At 50.8% G+C, this 17,296-nt stretch carries 13 protein-coding genes, 2 tRNA genes and 1 pseudogene; 4 read left to right on the top strand and 12 right to left on the bottom strand.

The window, feature by feature from the left end; genetic code table 11:
- Positions 1-229: 229 nt before the first annotated feature.
- The 7 genes from AACH44_RS02320 to AACH44_RS02290 form a co-directional block, all read right to left on the bottom strand.
- Positions 230-305 (bottom strand) — tRNA-Gly (locus tag AACH44_RS02320).
- Positions 306-752: 447 nt separating this feature from the next.
- Entirely contained in the window at positions 753-1,679 is a 927-nt protein-coding gene (locus AACH44_RS02315; protein ID WP_338659484.1) for a D-2-hydroxyacid dehydrogenase, read from the bottom strand.
- A 64-nt stretch (positions 1,680-1,743) separates the two neighbouring features.
- The gene (locus AACH44_RS02310; RefSeq protein ID WP_338659483.1) at positions 1,744-3,456 is read right to left on the bottom strand and encodes a DUF6138 family protein; all 1,713 of its coding nucleotides are present in this window, start codon (positions 3,454-3,456) and stop codon (positions 1,744-1,746) included.
- A gap of 63 nt (positions 3,457-3,519) precedes the next feature.
- Entirely contained in the window at positions 3,520-5,580 is a 2,061-nt protein-coding gene (locus AACH44_RS02305; protein ID WP_338659482.1) for a DUF2207 domain-containing protein, read from the bottom strand.
- Between the two features lie 4 nt (positions 5,581-5,584).
- The gene (locus tag AACH44_RS02300; protein ID WP_261849395.1) at positions 5,585-6,127 is read right to left on the bottom strand and encodes a LemA family protein; all 543 of its coding nucleotides are present in this window, start codon (positions 6,125-6,127) and stop codon (positions 5,585-5,587) included.
- A gap of 210 nt (positions 6,128-6,337) precedes the next feature.
- Positions 6,338-7,387: an NAD(P)-dependent alcohol dehydrogenase gene (locus AACH44_RS02295; RefSeq protein ID WP_338659481.1), complete on the bottom strand. Its 1,050-nt coding sequence runs from the start codon at positions 7,385-7,387 to the stop codon at positions 6,338-6,340.
- A 177-nt stretch (positions 7,388-7,564) separates the two neighbouring features.
- Positions 7,565-8,203: a LysE family translocator gene (locus tag AACH44_RS02290; protein WP_338659480.1), complete on the bottom strand. Its 639-nt coding sequence runs from the start codon at positions 8,201-8,203 to the stop codon at positions 7,565-7,567.
- Between AACH44_RS02290 and AACH44_RS02285 the strand changes: the two are divergent.
- Positions 8,168-8,446, top strand: a pseudogene (locus tag AACH44_RS02285) (LysR family transcriptional regulator); the annotation flags it as partial. The gene AACH44_RS02290 and the pseudogene AACH44_RS02285 overlap by 36 nt on opposite strands.
- Positions 8,447-8,654: 208 nt before the next feature.
- Here AACH44_RS02285 and AACH44_RS02280 read toward each other — a convergent pair.
- Genes AACH44_RS02280 through AACH44_RS02270 form a run of 3 tightly spaced genes read right to left on the bottom strand, consistent with a single transcriptional unit; the run spans position 8,655 to position 11,269 of the window.
- Positions 8,655-9,473, bottom strand: coding sequence for an ABC transporter ATP-binding protein (locus tag AACH44_RS02280; protein WP_261849398.1), 819 nt, complete (start codon positions 9,471-9,473; stop codon positions 8,655-8,657).
- Positions 9,470-10,234, bottom strand: coding sequence for an ABC transporter permease (locus AACH44_RS02275; RefSeq protein WP_261849399.1), 765 nt, complete (start codon positions 10,232-10,234; stop codon positions 9,470-9,472). The genes AACH44_RS02280 and AACH44_RS02275 overlap by 4 nt, the downstream gene beginning before the upstream one ends.
- A gap of 15 nt (positions 10,235-10,249) precedes the next feature.
- Positions 10,250-11,269, bottom strand: coding sequence for an ABC transporter substrate-binding protein (locus AACH44_RS02270; RefSeq protein WP_261849400.1), 1,020 nt, complete (start codon positions 11,267-11,269; stop codon positions 10,250-10,252).
- Between the two features lie 335 nt (positions 11,270-11,604).
- Between AACH44_RS02270 and AACH44_RS02265 the strand changes: the two genes are divergently transcribed.
- Positions 11,605-13,254, top strand: coding sequence for a YwqG family protein (locus tag AACH44_RS02265; protein ID WP_261849401.1), 1,650 nt, complete (start codon positions 11,605-11,607; stop codon positions 13,252-13,254).
- Positions 13,255-13,330: 76 nt separating this feature from the next.
- Positions 13,331-13,615 carry a TA system antitoxin ParD family protein gene (locus AACH44_RS02260; protein ID WP_425606642.1) on the top strand — a complete coding sequence of 95 codons (285 nt, stop codon included), beginning with the start codon at positions 13,331-13,333 and terminating at the stop codon, positions 13,613-13,615.
- 679 nt (positions 13,616-14,294) lie between these two features.
- On the opposite strand, the gene AACH44_RS02255 is transcribed toward AACH44_RS02260, so the two are convergent.
- On the bottom strand, positions 14,295-15,524 hold the full coding sequence (locus AACH44_RS02255) for an MFS transporter (protein WP_261849403.1): 1,230 nt from the start codon (positions 15,522-15,524) through the stop codon (positions 14,295-14,297).
- A gap of 62 nt (positions 15,525-15,586) precedes the next feature.
- Here AACH44_RS02255 and AACH44_RS02250 point away from each other — a divergent pair, with 62 nt between their 5' ends.
- Positions 15,587-16,579 carry an AraC family transcriptional regulator gene (locus tag AACH44_RS02250; RefSeq protein ID WP_261849404.1) on the top strand — a complete coding sequence of 331 codons (993 nt, stop codon included), beginning with the start codon at positions 15,587-15,589 and terminating at the stop codon, positions 16,577-16,579.
- A gap of 536 nt (positions 16,580-17,115) precedes the next feature.
- Here AACH44_RS02250 and AACH44_RS02240 read toward each other — a convergent pair.
- Positions 17,116-17,191, bottom strand: a tRNA-Gly gene (locus AACH44_RS02240).
- Between the last annotated feature and the right edge of the window lie 105 nt (positions 17,192-17,296).

Below are 17,296 nucleotides of genomic sequence, written 5' to 3'. Positions count from 1 at the left end.
AGTTCCAGCTCCTAACTTGAAGAGTTAGGCTAGATCCTCGACCCATGGCTCGCTCCGACCCAGCAAGAATACGGAACCCCACGCACCCGTTTTTTATGGACTAAAAAATGGACTAAAAAAAGCGTGGATGTAGACGGATTCCAGTAGACTTCGCTGGAACGAAAAAAGGACCCGAAGGTCCTATTTTCAACGACTTGCAGACTTCAGTAGCAGTCTACAGATCACAAATTGGAGCGGGAAACGAGACTCGAACTCGCGACCCCGACCTTGGCAAGGTCGTGCTCTACCAACTGAGCTATTCCCGCATAGAATCGGATTTATTATCTTTTACTTCAGAAAACAGCGCTGAGAGTAGAACTGATTTAAACCCTGTCAAATTACATGTAACATAATGAATTTAATCACTATTTACTCACTTGACGATTCAACGGTCAGCATTATGTACCAATCAACTTAACGTGGCAAGCCCTTTTCACTGAAAACCGCTCGGTGCGGTTTCAGCCAGTACCACGCAGTGGAAGCAAGCTCTGAACCAGCTTCCACAGACCAACCACTCAGGCATCAGCGATCTTTCATTACACCGCTTAGCATTTCGGGAACCTGATATTATTAATTATATTTGGTTATATCCGTTGCTATTCCAGTTCCGTTGGTGGATCTCCGAAGCCGTGCCATCACCAGGGGCGAAACGTGCGAGATGCCTTGTCAGGATATCAACCCCCATATCGATATGACGGTAATTAATTTAGCGTTCAATACTCGCGGCTAAAATCCACCTCTCCACGCAGTACATCATCGGCATGGAAACGAGCAAGATTATCCAGAAATAATCGTCCCATCAGCCCCGGCACCATCGGTCCGGCAATATGTGCCGTCAATGTTAGGTTCGGCGTATTCCAGAACGGATGGTTGTACGGTAGCGGCTCTTGTCTGAATACATCCAGTACCGCGCCTGCAATTTGCGCATCACATAGCGCCGCCCGTAAGTCATCATCGACTACCGCGCTACCGCGCCCTACATTAATAAACAGCGCCGAAGGCTTCATAGCAGCAAACAGATTGGCATTATAGATGTCGGTCGTCGCCGACGTATCTGGCAGCAGGTTGATGACGTAATCGGCCTCCGGTATCGCGACAGGTAGCTCAGCCAAATTCATCATCTTTTTAAAATCAGTCCGATGCCTTGGCGTACTGACGATGCCGTACAGTTCAACGCCAAAAGGCCGTAGGAAGCCCGCGACTTCACAGCCAATCTCTCCCGCACCAACGATCAGCACATTTTTATCCGCCAGCGATCCTGGCAAGCGGTGATCCCATCGCCGTTCTTCCTGACTGATTTGCCGCTCCCCCAAACGCAGCTCATGCCTGAGCATATAGGCAATCACATATTCTGCTATCGGCTGCCCAAACACCCCAACGGCGCGGCTTAAACGGTAATCACGTGGTAACCCATCGGCCAACAGCGGTTTGAACCCTGCCCAGGTAGACTGTAGCCATTTCGGTTTGGCTCCCTGAGCCAGCAATGCCGCTGCAGTGTCTGGTTCCCCCAGCCAAATCGGGCAGCTCGCAGCCTGTTCTGCCGTACCGTTTGACAGCATCAGCTCAAGCTCCGGTGCAGCATGGTGTAAGACAGAGCCGATTTCATCAGCGCGCGAGTCCAGCAGCAGAACAGCGGTCATCAATACGTTCCTCCATAGGATGAGGCACAACATATACCCTCACCCAGCGTTATCGTCATTACGTTTAGGATTCGGCCGAAGCCTGAATAAGCGACGTCAATAACGCGCCGCGCTTCGCTTCCGATTTTTTCACCAGTGCGGCGAGCTTCTTGGCATTGCCCCAGATGAGGTACAAAATATGTTCTATCACAGCAGGTTTTCGCATCCGCACTTCTTCGACCAGTTGCCCGAACAATACATCATCTTCTAGTGCAGGCAGCATATTCAGCTTGAGGCTTTCCGTCGCATGGCTCAGACAGGCAACCAGCGTCGCCACGTTTTGTACCGTCACGCCATGCTTATCGAAAAACGTACGAATAAAGCCATCGTGTACCGATTGGTGCTCGTCATCCACGCTTTCCATATACTCTTTTACGAGCGGGAAATACCCTGCATCGGTCAGCCCCAACCCAAACACCGCATAGCTTCCCGGCATACAGCACTTCTCGCCTTCCGAATCGGCGTACCATTCAAATGTCTCAATCGCAGCCCGCGTATAGTCCTCAAGAAGCGGAGAAGCCGATGCATACTGCAACGCGTTAGCAAAAAAGCGGTGGGTATCCGATTTTGCCAGCCCTTTGATGGGAAGATACTGGCGCACCGACGATTTCAGAACAATCTTGTAACTCTTCGGAAAACCGAGCGTCAGTAAACGTGTAATGAAACGCAGCACCTGTTCATACGCTTCGGCGCTTTCCTGACGAACACGCACCGTGATGGTAGAAAACACATCATTCGCCACGCATTCCACCCACTCATTTTTCAGATTGATTTGTTCTTGTTCAAACGCGCCGCTTCCTTCTTCCATCATGCTGACCGCACGCGGGGAACCCAATTGCTTCGCGATATTCAGATATTCCAGTGCCTGGGACTTACTGTAGGAAGGTTCATAACGCAGAATCATGACTGCCGCATAGAGCACTAACTCAACGGGGTGAAGCGTTTGTGCATCCTGTAAATCCAGTGCAATACCGGGCTTGAGGGTATAGATATCTGGTTCAAAGAAATATTCGGGTTTGGACACATCGCAATAGTGCAACAAAAATTGCTGATCGACCCACGTTCTTAATGCGCGGACAATCCTGCGCCGATGCTCCGACAATTCCGCATGCCCTGCGTTTCGCTGCTGAATGTGTTCAAACTGCGTCATGATCCAGCGGATATCCTGCGAGGGAAAGAGTTGGTCATCAAGTAAGTGACGAGCCAGAAAGAAGGTTTGCAACTCGTCTGTCGGCGCACTGCCATGGGTAAGGTGCCGATCGATATAAGCGTGAATAGACTCAAGTAGCTGCTGTTTTTTCGCCTCGTTGGTGAACGTAAATAGCGTAATCAGCAAGCGACCTTCCGTTGCTGGAAACACGGCACGGAAGCAAAACCGATAATCAATCACCGCAGTATCTGCCAGTTTCTCGACCCATCGGGCAATAGCCTGAGCCAGTACCGGAACCACCTCTTTCTGTATTTGCGCGACGCTCAACGCCCCGATTCGACTACCGGGAGACAGCCCATCAGCATCACTTTTCACTTCAGAGGATATCGACGTCCGGCCCGGCGCATAATCCAGTATCACATCGTTATAAATACCAGCTTGCAGCGTGGTTCGCGATACGACGTTATCAACATCGCCCCTTTTCTCCAGCGCCTCAAACCATTCGCTGATGACCTTGAGCGATTCATCCCGCAAAGGCAGTTCGTGTTGTAGTGATCCCGCGGTTTCGTTTGAATGGCTATCCGTCATTTTTCTTTTTTTCCTTATTTATCGCAGATGAAACGTTAGCCAAAAAATCAGTATTGATGATATTTACCATCCTCCTCCGCCACCACCGCCAGAGCCGCCCCCCGACGATCCCCTGCCGGAGGAACCGGAACCACTGGAACTGCCACCGCCTCCACCACCAGAACCGGAATACACAACCGTCTTTGACGAAGCGCTACATGCGTTGTTGAACTGGGACAACCCATCCCACTGCGTGTGGGAAAAGACATCAGAGGTCATGCGATGGAGTTTCAGATACTGAGCGAATGTATTAGCCCAGGTGTCCCCCACGCCCAATGCCAGCGCATAAGGCAACATACGTTCAAAATGAGTCACTCGCTCATCAGGCGGATACAACGTTTCATAACGGCGTTCTTCTGCGGCACGGAGGTACAGGGTCATCCCTTTAGCGACAGCCAAACCATCCAGCCCCTTTTGGGTATAACGCGGTACGATGCAGAAGAACCCCAGGCACAATAACAGACTGACCAATAAGGCTCCCTGATAGTCATCTGGCAGTTGAGATGAGGTCAGTAAGCGAAACAGTCCGAGGCCAAAAGGCAGCGTAAAGAGAAACCCGGCCACCACCAGAAAAAGCGAGGCTTTACTTTTCTCACTATTCTTTAGCAGCGCGGAATAGCGTGCGTATTTCAATAATTGCAGACACAACATCGTGCTGAACAGCAGGAAAGGCAGACAGATCATCGTACTCACCGCCGCCCAGAGATTGAAGAACAAACCATATAGCACCGGAACCAACAAACTTAGCGCGATGCCCACTTTCACTGCGCCTGCAATCGATAAAAACAGCGTCGGGTGCATTTTTTCATAATGTTCCTCCTGCGCCTTACGCGCCTTCTGCATCGGGACTGAACGCATGCTAGTTACCGTAATATCCAGTTTCCTCGTCTTGCCGGGAAACAAGGTACTGAGGAGCTGTTTATCCTCAGGCGTCAGTTTGTGAGACTCGCTGTCAGGTAAGCGAGTGAGCCACTGTTCTTCTCGCTGCGGCGTCATGCCACTGTGGGTTTTTCTCGGCTTCTGGATGGTTTTTGTGAGGGCGATTGCACGCTTGGCGACCAAATCCAATACATTACTGGAGAAAGCGACGTTATCGTAGGTTCGTTGACAGAGGTAACGCACATAGCCGGGCGAAATACCATTGGGAACGTTATACAACGGCATGACCGCAGGTTTAGTTAAGCTAAGGGGAGTGATATGTTTACCCCACCAAAACAGGTAGTAAGCCACGATCAGGAAGGGAGGAAACCACAGTATTCCACTTTTCAGCGTGGGCGAAAGCCAATGCCCCAACAGCGAGTCTTCCTGTGGTGCAGGAGCCGAAGCCAGAATGCTGCGCGGCCACGTGTAGACAACCGTTAGCCCTTCTCCACTATCCAGCGGGGCAAGAGTCTCAATGCTACCAGCCGCTAAAATACGCGCATTATGACCTTTCTCGCCGGGCTGACCGGTATACACATCGATGGAGCGCAAACGAGCGTCTTTACCCTCAGGCGTAAGAAATGCGTCTTGTTCGGGTAAGTACAGACGAAAACGGACGTTATTGATGGGGTAACTCCAACCGTTGCCCGTCACATTCCAGTACAGCTCATCCCACTCAGGAAACCGACTAAAATGGTTACTCACCTGATACTGGATACGGTAACGATATATTCCGGGCGGTAACAAACGATCGGCACTGCCAATTAATACCTTAAGTTGCTCATGATTTTGTTCAAGGATGTAATTTTCAGGCACACCATCACGCAGTACCTGCTTAACGTGATATTGCAGGAGAAACGTGCTGCCGTCCTGCCGGTGCCAGACCAGCGGGAGCGTGCGAAATATCCCCCGTTTGATCTGCTCACCGTTCGATTGCACCTGAATGGTCTCCTCCACCTGCATAGAGCCATCCATCTGAAAACGAGCCTGCGAATCAAACAGTAAAATACGTTCGCCCATGCCCCGTTGATACAAACTCGCACTGGGTGCAACACTGATTCCTGGGTAAAACGTCCGATCCGAGGCGTTTGCCTGAACCAGAACACTCCAGCAGAGTAAAACGAGCCAGCTGCAACAGCGCACTCCCCTCCATAACCTTGCCATCACGTTACTCCATCCGTGGAACATCGCCTTCTGCAAGATTCTCCAGTTCAAAGAACGGTTCGGTTTTAAACTGGAACAGTTTTGCGATTAACAAGCTGGGGAAGGATTCCACCTGAATATTCAAATCCCGCACCGTGGCATTGAAATAGCGGCGCGACATCTGAAGCTGTTCTTCAATTTCAGAAAGCGATTGCTGCAAGGCGAGGAAGTTTTGGTTGGCCTTCAGGTCAGGATAGGCTTCTGCCAGAGCAAAAAAACGCCCCAGCGTCCCTGAGTATTCTCGTTCATTCTGAGCAATGTGGCGGGTGCTGCCAGCCTGACTGGTGCGCTGACGAGAAATCGCTTCCAGCAGATCTTTTTCATGCTGTGCGTAACGCTTAACTAACGTCAACAGATTAGGAGCCAGATCGTGACGGCGTTTCAGTTGTACCGCAATACCGCTCCAGGCTTCATCTTTAAAACGTCGCAGAGAGATCAACCGGTTGTAGGTAAAAATCGCCCAGATAAACACCAGACCAACCAGAGCTAAACCAAGATAAATTTCCATTTTAGACTGTCTTTTCGCTGTGATAGAGAAGGAAAATCAACGCGTTGGTGTAACAATGAATAGTGACGATGAATAATACCGCATCCAGACGCTGTTGGTGACAGGAAATGACGATGGATTGGCTTTTCTCACGATGTAGAGAAGGCGTGATGAATGGTTTAATAACGTTCCCACAGCGCCGGAAAACAGGTGCTGTGGGAATCAAGCTAATCAGGCATTTAGTGTCGCATTATCAATGACGAAGCGATATTTCACATCGCCTTTGAGCATCCGCTCGTAGGCCTCATTGATCTCGTCAGCGCGGATCAGCTCAATATCTGACACAATCCCGTGTTCAGCGCAGAAATCCAACATTTCCTGTGTTTCAGGAATGCCACCGATCATCGATCCTGCCACCGTACGGCGTTTCATGATCAGGTTGAACACGTTGGGAGAAGGATGCGGTGACGCAGGCGCACCGACCAGCGTGAGCGCACCATCGCGTTTCAGCAGCACCAAAAATGCATCCAGATCGTGCGGCGCAGCAACGGTATTGAGGATTAAATCGAAGCTGCCCGCGTGCGCTGCCATTTCTTCTGCGTGACGAGACACCACAACCTCGTTTGCGCCCAACGCTTTTGCAGCGTCGCGTTTAGATTCGGACGTCGTGAACGCAACGACATAGGCCCCCATAGCATGTGCCAGTTTGATCCCCATGTGGCCAAGCCCGCCGATCCCCACAACACCCACTTTTTTACCCGGCCCGGCATTCCAATGCCGCAACGGCGAATAGGTGGTAATCCCTGCGCACAGCAGCGGCGCGACGGCAGCCAGCTCCGTCTCAGAATGACGGACGCGCAACACATAGCGCTCATGCACGACGATTTGCTGAGAATAACCGCCAAGCGTCCAGCCGGGCTCATCTGCTGTCGGACCGTTATACGTGCCGACCATACCGTCACAGTAGTTTTCTAAGCCATCATCACATTCTTCGCAGTGTCGACAGCTGTCTACGATGCAGCCAATCCCCACCAGATCGCCCGCCTTAAAGGCCGAAACATGCGCCCCGACCGCAGACACCCGCCCAACAATCTCATGGCCGGGAACGCAGGGAAACTGGGTGCCTGCCCATTCCGCACGCACCTGATGCAGGTCCGAATGGCAGATACCGCAGTACGCAATCTCAATCTGAACATCGTGAGCTCCTGGTGCACGTCGCACAATCTTCAACGGCTCAAGAGCTTTGTCGCCCGCATGGGCTCCATACGCGTGTACAAGCATGGCTATTTCCTTTTCTGTTGAGAAACCGATTATGTTGAGAAACTGATGACGTTGAGAAACAGACTATTTTCCTCAATTCCCCCAGCAAACAGGTATAGCATTCCAACTGTTTTCTTGCCTGATTCTCCATTTCTTTATGTACAGTTTATCGAATTCATCATTTCGCCATCATGGCCTCTAGAGGGTAATTTTGGTAAACGCCAGAGAAGCACCTAATACGATCAGGGCAATGCCGATCCCTTTATCGATCAGATGTTGACGATCGAGTAACCGACGACGCATAGCCGGTGCGGCAAAAAACAGCGCAACAAGACTGAACCAGACCCAGTGCGCTACCGACATAAATAACCCGTAGCCAAAATTATGGCTCATTGGGCTGCCGGGCTGTACGATCTGAGTATAGGTAGCGACCACAAACAGCATCGTTTTCGGGTTAAGGGCATTGGTGAGAAACCCCATACGAAATGCAGCAAGCGACGACGGCACATGACCAGCAGCCTGCTCAAACGTTATTTTTCTCGTGTTGGTTAATGAGTTATACCCTAGGTAAATCAGATATGACGCTCCAAAAATCTTCATCGCCATAAACACCATCGGGGAGTTAACAATGAATATTGCAATGCCAAAAACGGCATACATCACATGAATCTGGACGCCGCAGGCAATGCCAAATGCGCTGAGTAGTCCGGCGCGCGAGCCAAACGCATAGCTGTTGCGGGTCACCATCGCAAAATCAGGCTCCGGGCTGATCACCGCCAAAATGGTGATAGTGGCGACGGAAATCTCAAAGGCAGTACCAGAGCGGACTATGAGCACTTTTACCTGTGCATTCAGGCGGCAGTTTCAGGGTTAGGGATGGCAATGGCGTCTTTTCTGATGGTGCAGGATGAAATAGGTAGCGGACAATTGCATGCACCGTATGGATTTGCGCGAGATGGTTCTGCTTATTACTTGTTATCGCCCGTCCCCCTTGAGCAAAATGAAAAATACGCACGATTTCATACCTGGCTCATGAAGGAAGTTTCTCTCTGCCTTTCCGGGATTGAAGAGCCTTGTTAACCCCCCTATTGGAAGCACAATGACAGTACATTCCCGTGAAGCCAATTTCACGACACTCAACATGATTATCGCAGCGTCCCTCGTGGGGCTGGTGACAGGGCATATTAAGAAAAGAACACGAACCGCGTTCGCTGAGTGAAGAGTAGATTTTCGCTGTCAGTCTCCCAAACATATTGCCAGTTGGGAGACTGACACCGATCGGTGTTCCCTATGCCGCCATTTCGCGTTTGAATACTTCCAGCGTATGCGCCTTGACGCGAATAAACTCTGGATCGCTCATCGCCTCGGCACCACGTGGACGCACTAAATCGAAAGGAACAATCTCCGACACCGTCGTTGGCCGACGCGTCAGCAGCAGAATTTCGTCCGCCAGAAACACCGCATCTTCCAAATCGTGTGACACAATCACCATCGTCACCCCCGTCGCCAATTGAACCTCTTGCAGCTTGTCGCGGATGAACAGTGTCATTTCAAAATCCAGCGCCGAGAACGGCTCGTCCAGAAACATCACCTCCGGCCCCGTCGCTAGCGCCCGCATAATACACACCGTCTGCTGCTGCCCGCCCGAAAGTTCATACGGGTAACGTTGAAGATCAAAACGAATATCAAACATCGCAATCAGTTCATCCATCCGCGTCTGCACATCGTGTTTGCTCATCCCACTGCGCACCAGCGGATAGGCAATATTCTTCCAGGCGCTCATCCAGGGAAAAAGCGCATCACGGTAGTTTTGAAACACATACCCAATTCGGGTTTCTGACAGCGTTTTGCCGTCAAACAGGATATCGCCGCTATCGACGGGAATCAGTCCGGCAATCATATTCATCAGTGTCGATTTGCCACAGCCGTTCGGCCCGAAAATCGATACGATCTTGCCGCGCGGTAAATCCAGATTCAGATCGGTATAAAGCGGCTGACCCGCAAACGACTTGTTCAAGCCGCGAATGGTGACGTGCGTGTTCGGTGCCGGATAAGGCGGCAACGCGGTATCCGGTTTTTCCACTTGCGCGGTACGAGGTGTCATCATGCTTTGCCACTCCAGTGAACAATTCGTTTTTCTGCGATTAAAAACAGCACGTTAAGCAGATACCCCAGCGCGCCAGTAATCAGGATAGAGGCGTACATATCCCGAATATTGAACACCTGCTGCGCATCAATGATGCGGTGCCCTAACCCCGTTTCCGATCCAATAAACATCTCAGCAACAATCACGATCACCAGCGCCATCGACACGCCGGTACGCAGGCCAACAAAGGTTTGCGCCAAACTTTCCAGCAGCATGATGTCCTTAAAAATATGCCAGCGGGAGATCCCCATAACCTGCGCCGCCATCAAGCGGGTTTTCTTAGCATTCATCACGCCATAGGCGCTGTTGAACAGAATCACCAGCACGGCTGCAAAAGCTGAAATCGCAATTTTATTCGCATCGGTTATCCCGAAAATCAGCAAAAATAGCGGGATCAGCGCTGACGATGGCGTCGAGCGGAAAAAGTCGATCAGAAACTCCAGGCTGCGATAAATCTTTTCATTGCTGCCCAGAATAACGCCCAGCGGTACGCCAATCAGTGCCGCAAAGCCAAATGCGGCGAGTGTACGGTATAGCGTCGCACCGATATCCGTCCGCATGCTGACATCCGCGAAGGACTGGAACATATAGCTCAACGTATCGATCGGTGATGGCAATAAAATGGGGTTCAACCATTTCGCGCTGACCGCCAATTGCCAAAAGAGAAACAGCAGAATCGGGCCGACAGCGGGTAGTAATTTAGACGTCCAATGCTCACGCATAATCACGCACCTCCCTTAAGGCTGATAAATCAGACGGCTAACATCCACCGGCTGCCGAAAGATTTTTCTCTCGGTGAACACGTCATAAAACTTCTGGAACCACGCCAGATTGTCGCCTTTTAGCTCGTCGTACATGACAAACCCCGGCAACGGCACCTCTTTACTCAGTTCGGCTTCAATACTGGTGTATCCGGTAATATGTTCGCGAGCCGCTTCTGGGTTCTGCTGAATAAACTGCACCGATTTGGCATAGGCCTGTGTGAAGGTCTTCGCCTCTGCCGCTCGACTTTCGATAAAACCGCTATTTAACGCCGCCGCACCGCCAAACCACGGTGCATCGGGGTTACCGAGCACATAGCGTGAGATCACTCCCGTTTCCAAGGTACGCGACAGTCCTTTCATCCGACCCACCGTTCCCGTAGGTTCCAGCGTATAAACCCCGTCAATCTGCCCCGCGGCTAGCGCCGCCACATGTTGCCCGACGGGCAACTCCGTCACGCGCAGTTCGTCCGCCGTAAAGCCATTTTTTTCCAGAATGATTTTGGTCATAACCACATTCTGAATACCCGGCCCACAAGCGATACGTTTGCCCTTCAGTTCCGAAATGCTTTTTACGTCGCTGTTTAGCGGCACCAGAAACTCATCCAATACCATCTTGTGGTTAGAAGGGTTCGAGCAAATGATCTTGAACAGACCGGGGGAAGTAATCTCTCCTAATCCCAACGCGCCAGTCGCCGTACCGTTGGCGCAGCCGTGTATACGTCCCGTGATCATCCCCTCAACAACCTGCTGTGGGCTGGCGAATTTCACCGCGCGAACATTCAATCCAGCCTCTTTGAAAAAGCCGCGTTCAACGCCCACATATAAAGGCAAGCCGCCCACAATCGGCCAGTAACCAATACGAATCTCCTCACCTTCTGCGGCGAAAGCGATTCCCGGCAGCAAGCTGCTTAACGTCAACGCACTCGCACTAACCGCTGACCACTTCATTAACTGCCTGCGTTTACGATCGATCTTGTCATTGTTATTTTTCATGGTGTTCCCCTTCAACGGTGAGCTAACAACAGCTGATCATCACCAGCCTAAAAAACCGATCAGGTCGATTGCCTGAGCCGCCCCATCTTGTACACAAGACGGTATATAAGACTAAGCACAGGTCGTGCCATGATTCCTGATACCGTGAAAATGCAGTAAATACGCCGTTCTGACCGGCGTGCGCGCACCAAAAAAAGGCAGAACGTTACAAAAATGCATTATGAGTGATGCAACGTCATCAGCAGTCAGGACATCGCACTCTTGTGGGGGCAGACAAATGTGGCATCATAAAAAACCACATCAAAAGCGATATTTTTTCTGCGTTAGGGATTGTCATGCCAACCATACACACGGATGTTTTATCCATCGATTTCCCCCCGCGTTTCACTTCCGTTGAGCAAATCGGGCAGGGGACGCTCGGGCAGTACCCCACTGACGACAGTCTCGTCGTGCTGGATATTTATCCGGTCGATAGGGAATTACTGCACAAAACAGAAACGGGACAGACCGAGCGATATCGCACCTTCTGCGGAAAAATCTATGGGACGCTCACCTGGCTTGAAGAGAAAACGTTAGCCCTTGGAAACGACAGCGCATTGTTAATGACGGCCGAAGGGGTTTACGGCTTCGCTTACCTGTTCGCGTTTATCCGCTTAACTGACACCGTTTGCCTTTTCGCTGGGGGATATTGCCCGCTGGAACAGCAACAAGAGCACTTCATCACAATAGAAACCGCGCTGCGCAGCCTGCGAATTGTCACTGCCACACCAGAAACGGCATATCACAGCCACCTGCAAGCGAAGGGAGCAGAAGCGGCAACAACACAGGGCAACGATGTGAAAGCAAAGCAGAAAAGCATCGCAGAGACACCAGCCTACCCTCCTATAACGCTAGATCCTGCCCTGCTCCCGCTGCTGGCGGAAAACTCCCCAACAAGACAGCACCTTGTGGATGCACTGCTCTCGGCTAAAGCCATCGCCCCCATCGCCCATGCCGTAGCTGGCACCTTACGCAGCAGCGTCGATTTCTATCATGGTGCAGAAGATGACCATACCGAATTGGGTAACCACCGACTCGGCGGCCTGCCGGATTTGCCAGATGATGTGCCTTATCCTTGTGTGGGTGTTGCCAAAGACACGCTGCTCGAATATGAAGCGTGCTGGCAAGCAGGTGATGACGAGAAAGACGTTTGCATTTTCCCCTGGGACGAAACCACACAGACCTATCGTGTACCACTGGAATTCATTGCACAGGTAGATTGCGGTGCGTTAGCTCTCTTACAGGACTACCTGCCGCACGAAGGCACGTTATTCTTCTTTCTGGAATGCGGAAGCAGCCCTTTGACGACCAGAGGAAAAGTGATCTATGTACAGAACACGGCAAGCCTGAGCAGTGGAACACGCTTTGCCGAACTGGCTTTCAATGACGAGAAGACGCTTGGACAGAAACCCGCATTCAAGCTGCATCCCAGAGCCAGCGTTACCGTACCCAGTTTTTACGCATTACGCCAAAATCCTCATATTGGTTCCATACTCTGCTCACGCCTGAATCTGGAACAGCAGGCAGCGCTGGATGATGATGCATACGACGATGCGCTATCCCGCCTTGGCTTTGCACAGTATTACGCCTGGCAACTACGGCAGTTGGGGGAACTCAATCTGTTGCCTGGTAGCAAAACCACTGAAGAGCAACTGGCCTGGATGACCGAGAACGACATGCTACCGTCGGGTTTTCCATCTGAGACCCCGCTGCCTGAATATCAGGGCATTGCCCGAGTCAACGGCTGTGGTTTCAGCCAGCATGAATTACCAGAGTTGCAGGCAGCACAGAAATTGGGTGGCGACGCACAAGACTGGCTGGTGCTGTTTCAGGTCTGTCTGGATGGGCAATTCCAGTGGGATGACGGCATACTGAACTTCATCATCCATCGCACTGACCTTGCGGCGCAACGCTTCGACCGAATATTCATGGTCTGCGATTATTGAGGACGTGCATTTCGTAAAAACGCTCGCAGAGGCAAGGTATAACCATCTTGCGGATTGCCAAATAAAAAGATTGCACATTGCAACAAGCATCCGCCTAGATGATGATTTTGTGGAAGAAGTGAAAGTGCATGCAGAAGCAATGAGCCGAAGTGTGCCAAAGCAAGTAGAGTACCAGGCTAAAATTGGCGAGCGCAAAAAAGGTAACCTAAATTATCTTTGGGTACATAAATTTCATATAAGTAACCAGCAATATCTTCTGAGTTACCGCTGGGTTGACGCTAAAATTGAAATATATTTATTGAGCCTCGGTTCACATGAAATTCCTATGATGACCAAAAACGCCACAAAAAAACTGACTTAAAACTTATTAAATAACCAACCTCAGCCGCTCCTTTTATCTTGAACAGTCTTCTTATTCAGGAAACTGACAACCAGAGAGCGACCAATACGTCAAAATACTTTTGATAACTCATTCCCAATCAAGTCAGCCCCACTTACGCAAGGCTGGGATGTTTTATTCATCAAATGAGTGCAACGACAATGACCAACTGATTGTTAATAATGGTGACTGTCGTCGATGCTGCGTGATACAGGCTCAGGATTTAGCACTGAGCTGTGTGAAGACATCTTGTAGTGTTGCGGCCTCATATAATTGCTCAAGGTCATTAGTGATCTCCATGACCTTATGATGTAAATAGGTGACACACCCATTCTGCATTTCTTCGCGATATTTCCTGTGAAAAAGCAACGGACTATCATTTGTAATGGCACGTTTATGTTCAGCCCACCGCTTCTGCCAACTGCGTTTGGTGACTCCAACGTAGAAGTAACTATACCGTTGGGCCGTCAGCACGACTCCGCTAATCGCCAGATCGGTAATCTCTACTGAACAGCGAGGGTACACGTTTCGGGCCTAACGGTTGGGGTCAGAAAGCTAGACGGAGTTAAATACTGTAGATTGAGGGATGCAATCAAGCTAAATTTCAGCAAAGAGGCAATGTCTGCTTCGGCACAGGGCTGCTGTAGCAGCCCTGACAATCTTAGACTTCAATAACCTGTCCATGCCTTGATATTTCAACCCGCACCTTCAGCCCAATAACAAGAGTAGCGAAGAGCATTATACAACCCGCGGTAATGAAAACGCCTGTTACGCCACTGAATCCAAAGAGTAAGCCTCCCAACGCCGCGCCAGCAGCGATTGAAGATTGAACTGCTGCGACAACCATGCCTCCGGCGGTTTCAGCCTGATCGGGGACAGCTCGGGCTACCCAGTTTGACCATGCCACGGGTACGCCACCAAACGCCAGCCCCCACAACGCGACGAACAACATCAGCCCTGTCTCCTGAAGAGGAAGTAAGATCATGCTTAAGGCCGCTAAACCCACAATTGCTGGCATTAGTATCAGGGTTAGACGAAGGCTTCTCTCCATTAACCACCCAGCCAGCAGCGTACCGATAAAATTAGCGATACCAAATCCAAGCAGCATCAAAGACAAGCGATCCACATCAAGGTGAGCAACGTTTTCAAGAGCCGGACGAATGTAGGTAAACAGCGCATACTGGCCCGTATGAGCAATCACACATCCCGTCATTCCCATCGCAATACCGGGGCGGCGGAGTAAATCCATCACAGATGCCGTTGTCATCACTTTGCGCGGTGCCATACTGGGAAGAGTAAAAATCTGGAAGAGCAATGTCAGCCCTCCTAGTACCGTTGCTGCAAAGAAGGCGCTACGCCAGCCATAAAGCCCACCCAAATAGCTCCCCAGCGGGATCGAAACCACGGTACCGATGGCAATACCGCTGAAAATAATTGAGAGGGCTCGTGGGACGAGTTTTGCTGGGACTAGCCGCATGGCTACGGCCGCCGCCATACTCCAGAACCCACCCAACGCAATTCCAAGCAGAATACGCATAACGAGCAGAACGGCCAGACTGGATGAAAGCGCAACTAGCAGGTTCGAGGCAATCATCAGCAAGGTAAAACAAAGCAGAACTTTTCGCCGGTCAAAACGGCGCGTCAGACGGGGAATCAGCAGCCCAGCAAACAGGGCCACAACAGCCGTTACCGTCACAGCCTGACCAGCCAGTGCTTCCGTTACACCGAGATCGGTAGCCATGGGTGTCAACAGGCTGGCAGGGAGGTATTCCGCTGTCAGCAAGCCGAACACGCCCATCGCTAGTGAGATCACGGCCATCCACGCGGGTTCTTTCGACTCCACATTATGTGCACCCGCGGGTGCAGCAGCATCAGTTACTTCATTTTTCATTACACAGTCTTCTAGGTAAAAAATTGTAGTCCAAAGTCTAGAGTTGAAGGTCTGGACGATCTATGATGCTACGTCTTGTTTTTTTACCTGAAACTCCGATTATGAATGCGAAAGAACATTTTGCCCTGTCATCCGATCTCATCAGTGAACTGCTGCTCGGAATGCGCCTGCGCGGCGTTCAGTATCGCCGTGTGCAGACTGGTCCCGAATTTGGAGTTGGCTTTAATGACAAACCGGGACATGCCTATTTCCATTACATCGCGGTTGGCACTGCCCTGCTACGCACAAACGACGGTGCGTTATATGAGCTAAAAGCAGGGAGCGTGGTATTCATCCCACGGGGTGAGGAACATCAACTTTTGTCAGATGTCAGGAGCTCATTTCAGAACATCGACACATTAGGCTCTGCACCCTTAGGTGAAGCCGTCAGCGGGATTAATACCTGCCCGAGTACGCATCCGACACCAAGTACGGTTTTGTTTTATGGCTGTATGGAGTTCGATCTCGGTGGAATGCAGGGTCTGGGAAAACTGATGCCAGAAGCCATAGTGGTTCAAGCAGATGAACAGCGCTATCCTGGATTGGTTCCAATCCTGGGCGCTATGAAGTTTGAAATCTGCTCCGGACGCATTGGTTTCGCTGGCATTCTGGCGAGACTCGCCGAGGTTGCAGCCGCAATGATCGTACGCGGATGGATTGAAAGTGGTTGTGAAAACGCGGCCGGGCTGGTTGCGGCACTACGTGACCCACGACTAGCACGAGCTATTCTGGCAATTCACCGCGATCCAGGTCGGGAATGGTCTGTTGCTGAACTTGCTGCCCAGTCGCATGTGTCACGTTCTGTTTTTGCAGAACGATTTAAGGCAACCATTGGCATCCCCCCCCTGCGCTATGCAACAGAGGTGCGAATACGCCTGGCAGGTCACTGGATTATTCGCGACAAGCTATCCATTGACACTGTAGCCCAACGGCTGGGCTATGCCTCGCATGCAGCATTTAGCAGAGCGTTTAAGCGTATCAACGGATATCCGCCAGGAGCTTTGCGGCGGCAATGAGCGAAGGGTGGAAGTTAAATACTCATAATGACTTAAGCTAATGCTATTTAATCTGTCGAATACTTCTTGTCATTCAACATCAGGAGCTATCGGCGTGACATCATCATCAGATAATAACTGCGCTGTAATATGAGAGTAATACTCGCAATACATATTACAGGTATGCGGCATACTTCTCTCGGTAATGCCTTCAATTAGTTGAAGGCATTACCGTCGGTCACAGCCAAGGAGAGACCATCGATGTCGCCAAGTGTATAGGCCTTGCCTGTTGCCCTGGCTTGGCGAACCGCCATGTCTGATAGTGCCATAGTTCCAGCTCCTAACCTGAAGAGTTAGGCTAGATCCTCGACCCATGGCTCGCTCCGACCCAGCAAGAATACGGAACCCCACGCACCCGTTTTTTATGGACTAAAAAATGGACTAAAAAAGCGTGGATGTAGACGGATTCCAGTAGACTTCGCTGGAACGAAAAAAGGACCCGAAGGTCCTATTTTCAACGACTTGCAGACTTCAATAGCAGTCTACAGATCACAAATTGGAGCGGGAAACGAGACTCGAACTCGCGACCCCGACCTTGGCAAGGTCGTGCTCTACCAACTGAGCTATTCCCGCATATCGGACAGACGACAACAGGCGTTACGTCTGATTACTACACACAGCTTGTATGGTGACAAGCAATGATAAAACTTGTAGCGGGAGACGAGCCCAGAAATTAGA

It is taken from the genome of Pectobacterium araliae (assembly GCF_037076465.1).
In the GTDB taxonomy this organism is placed as follows: domain Bacteria; phylum Pseudomonadota; class Gammaproteobacteria; order Enterobacterales; family Enterobacteriaceae; genus Pectobacterium; species Pectobacterium araliae.
This window is presented reverse-complemented; position numbering and strand designations above follow the sequence as displayed.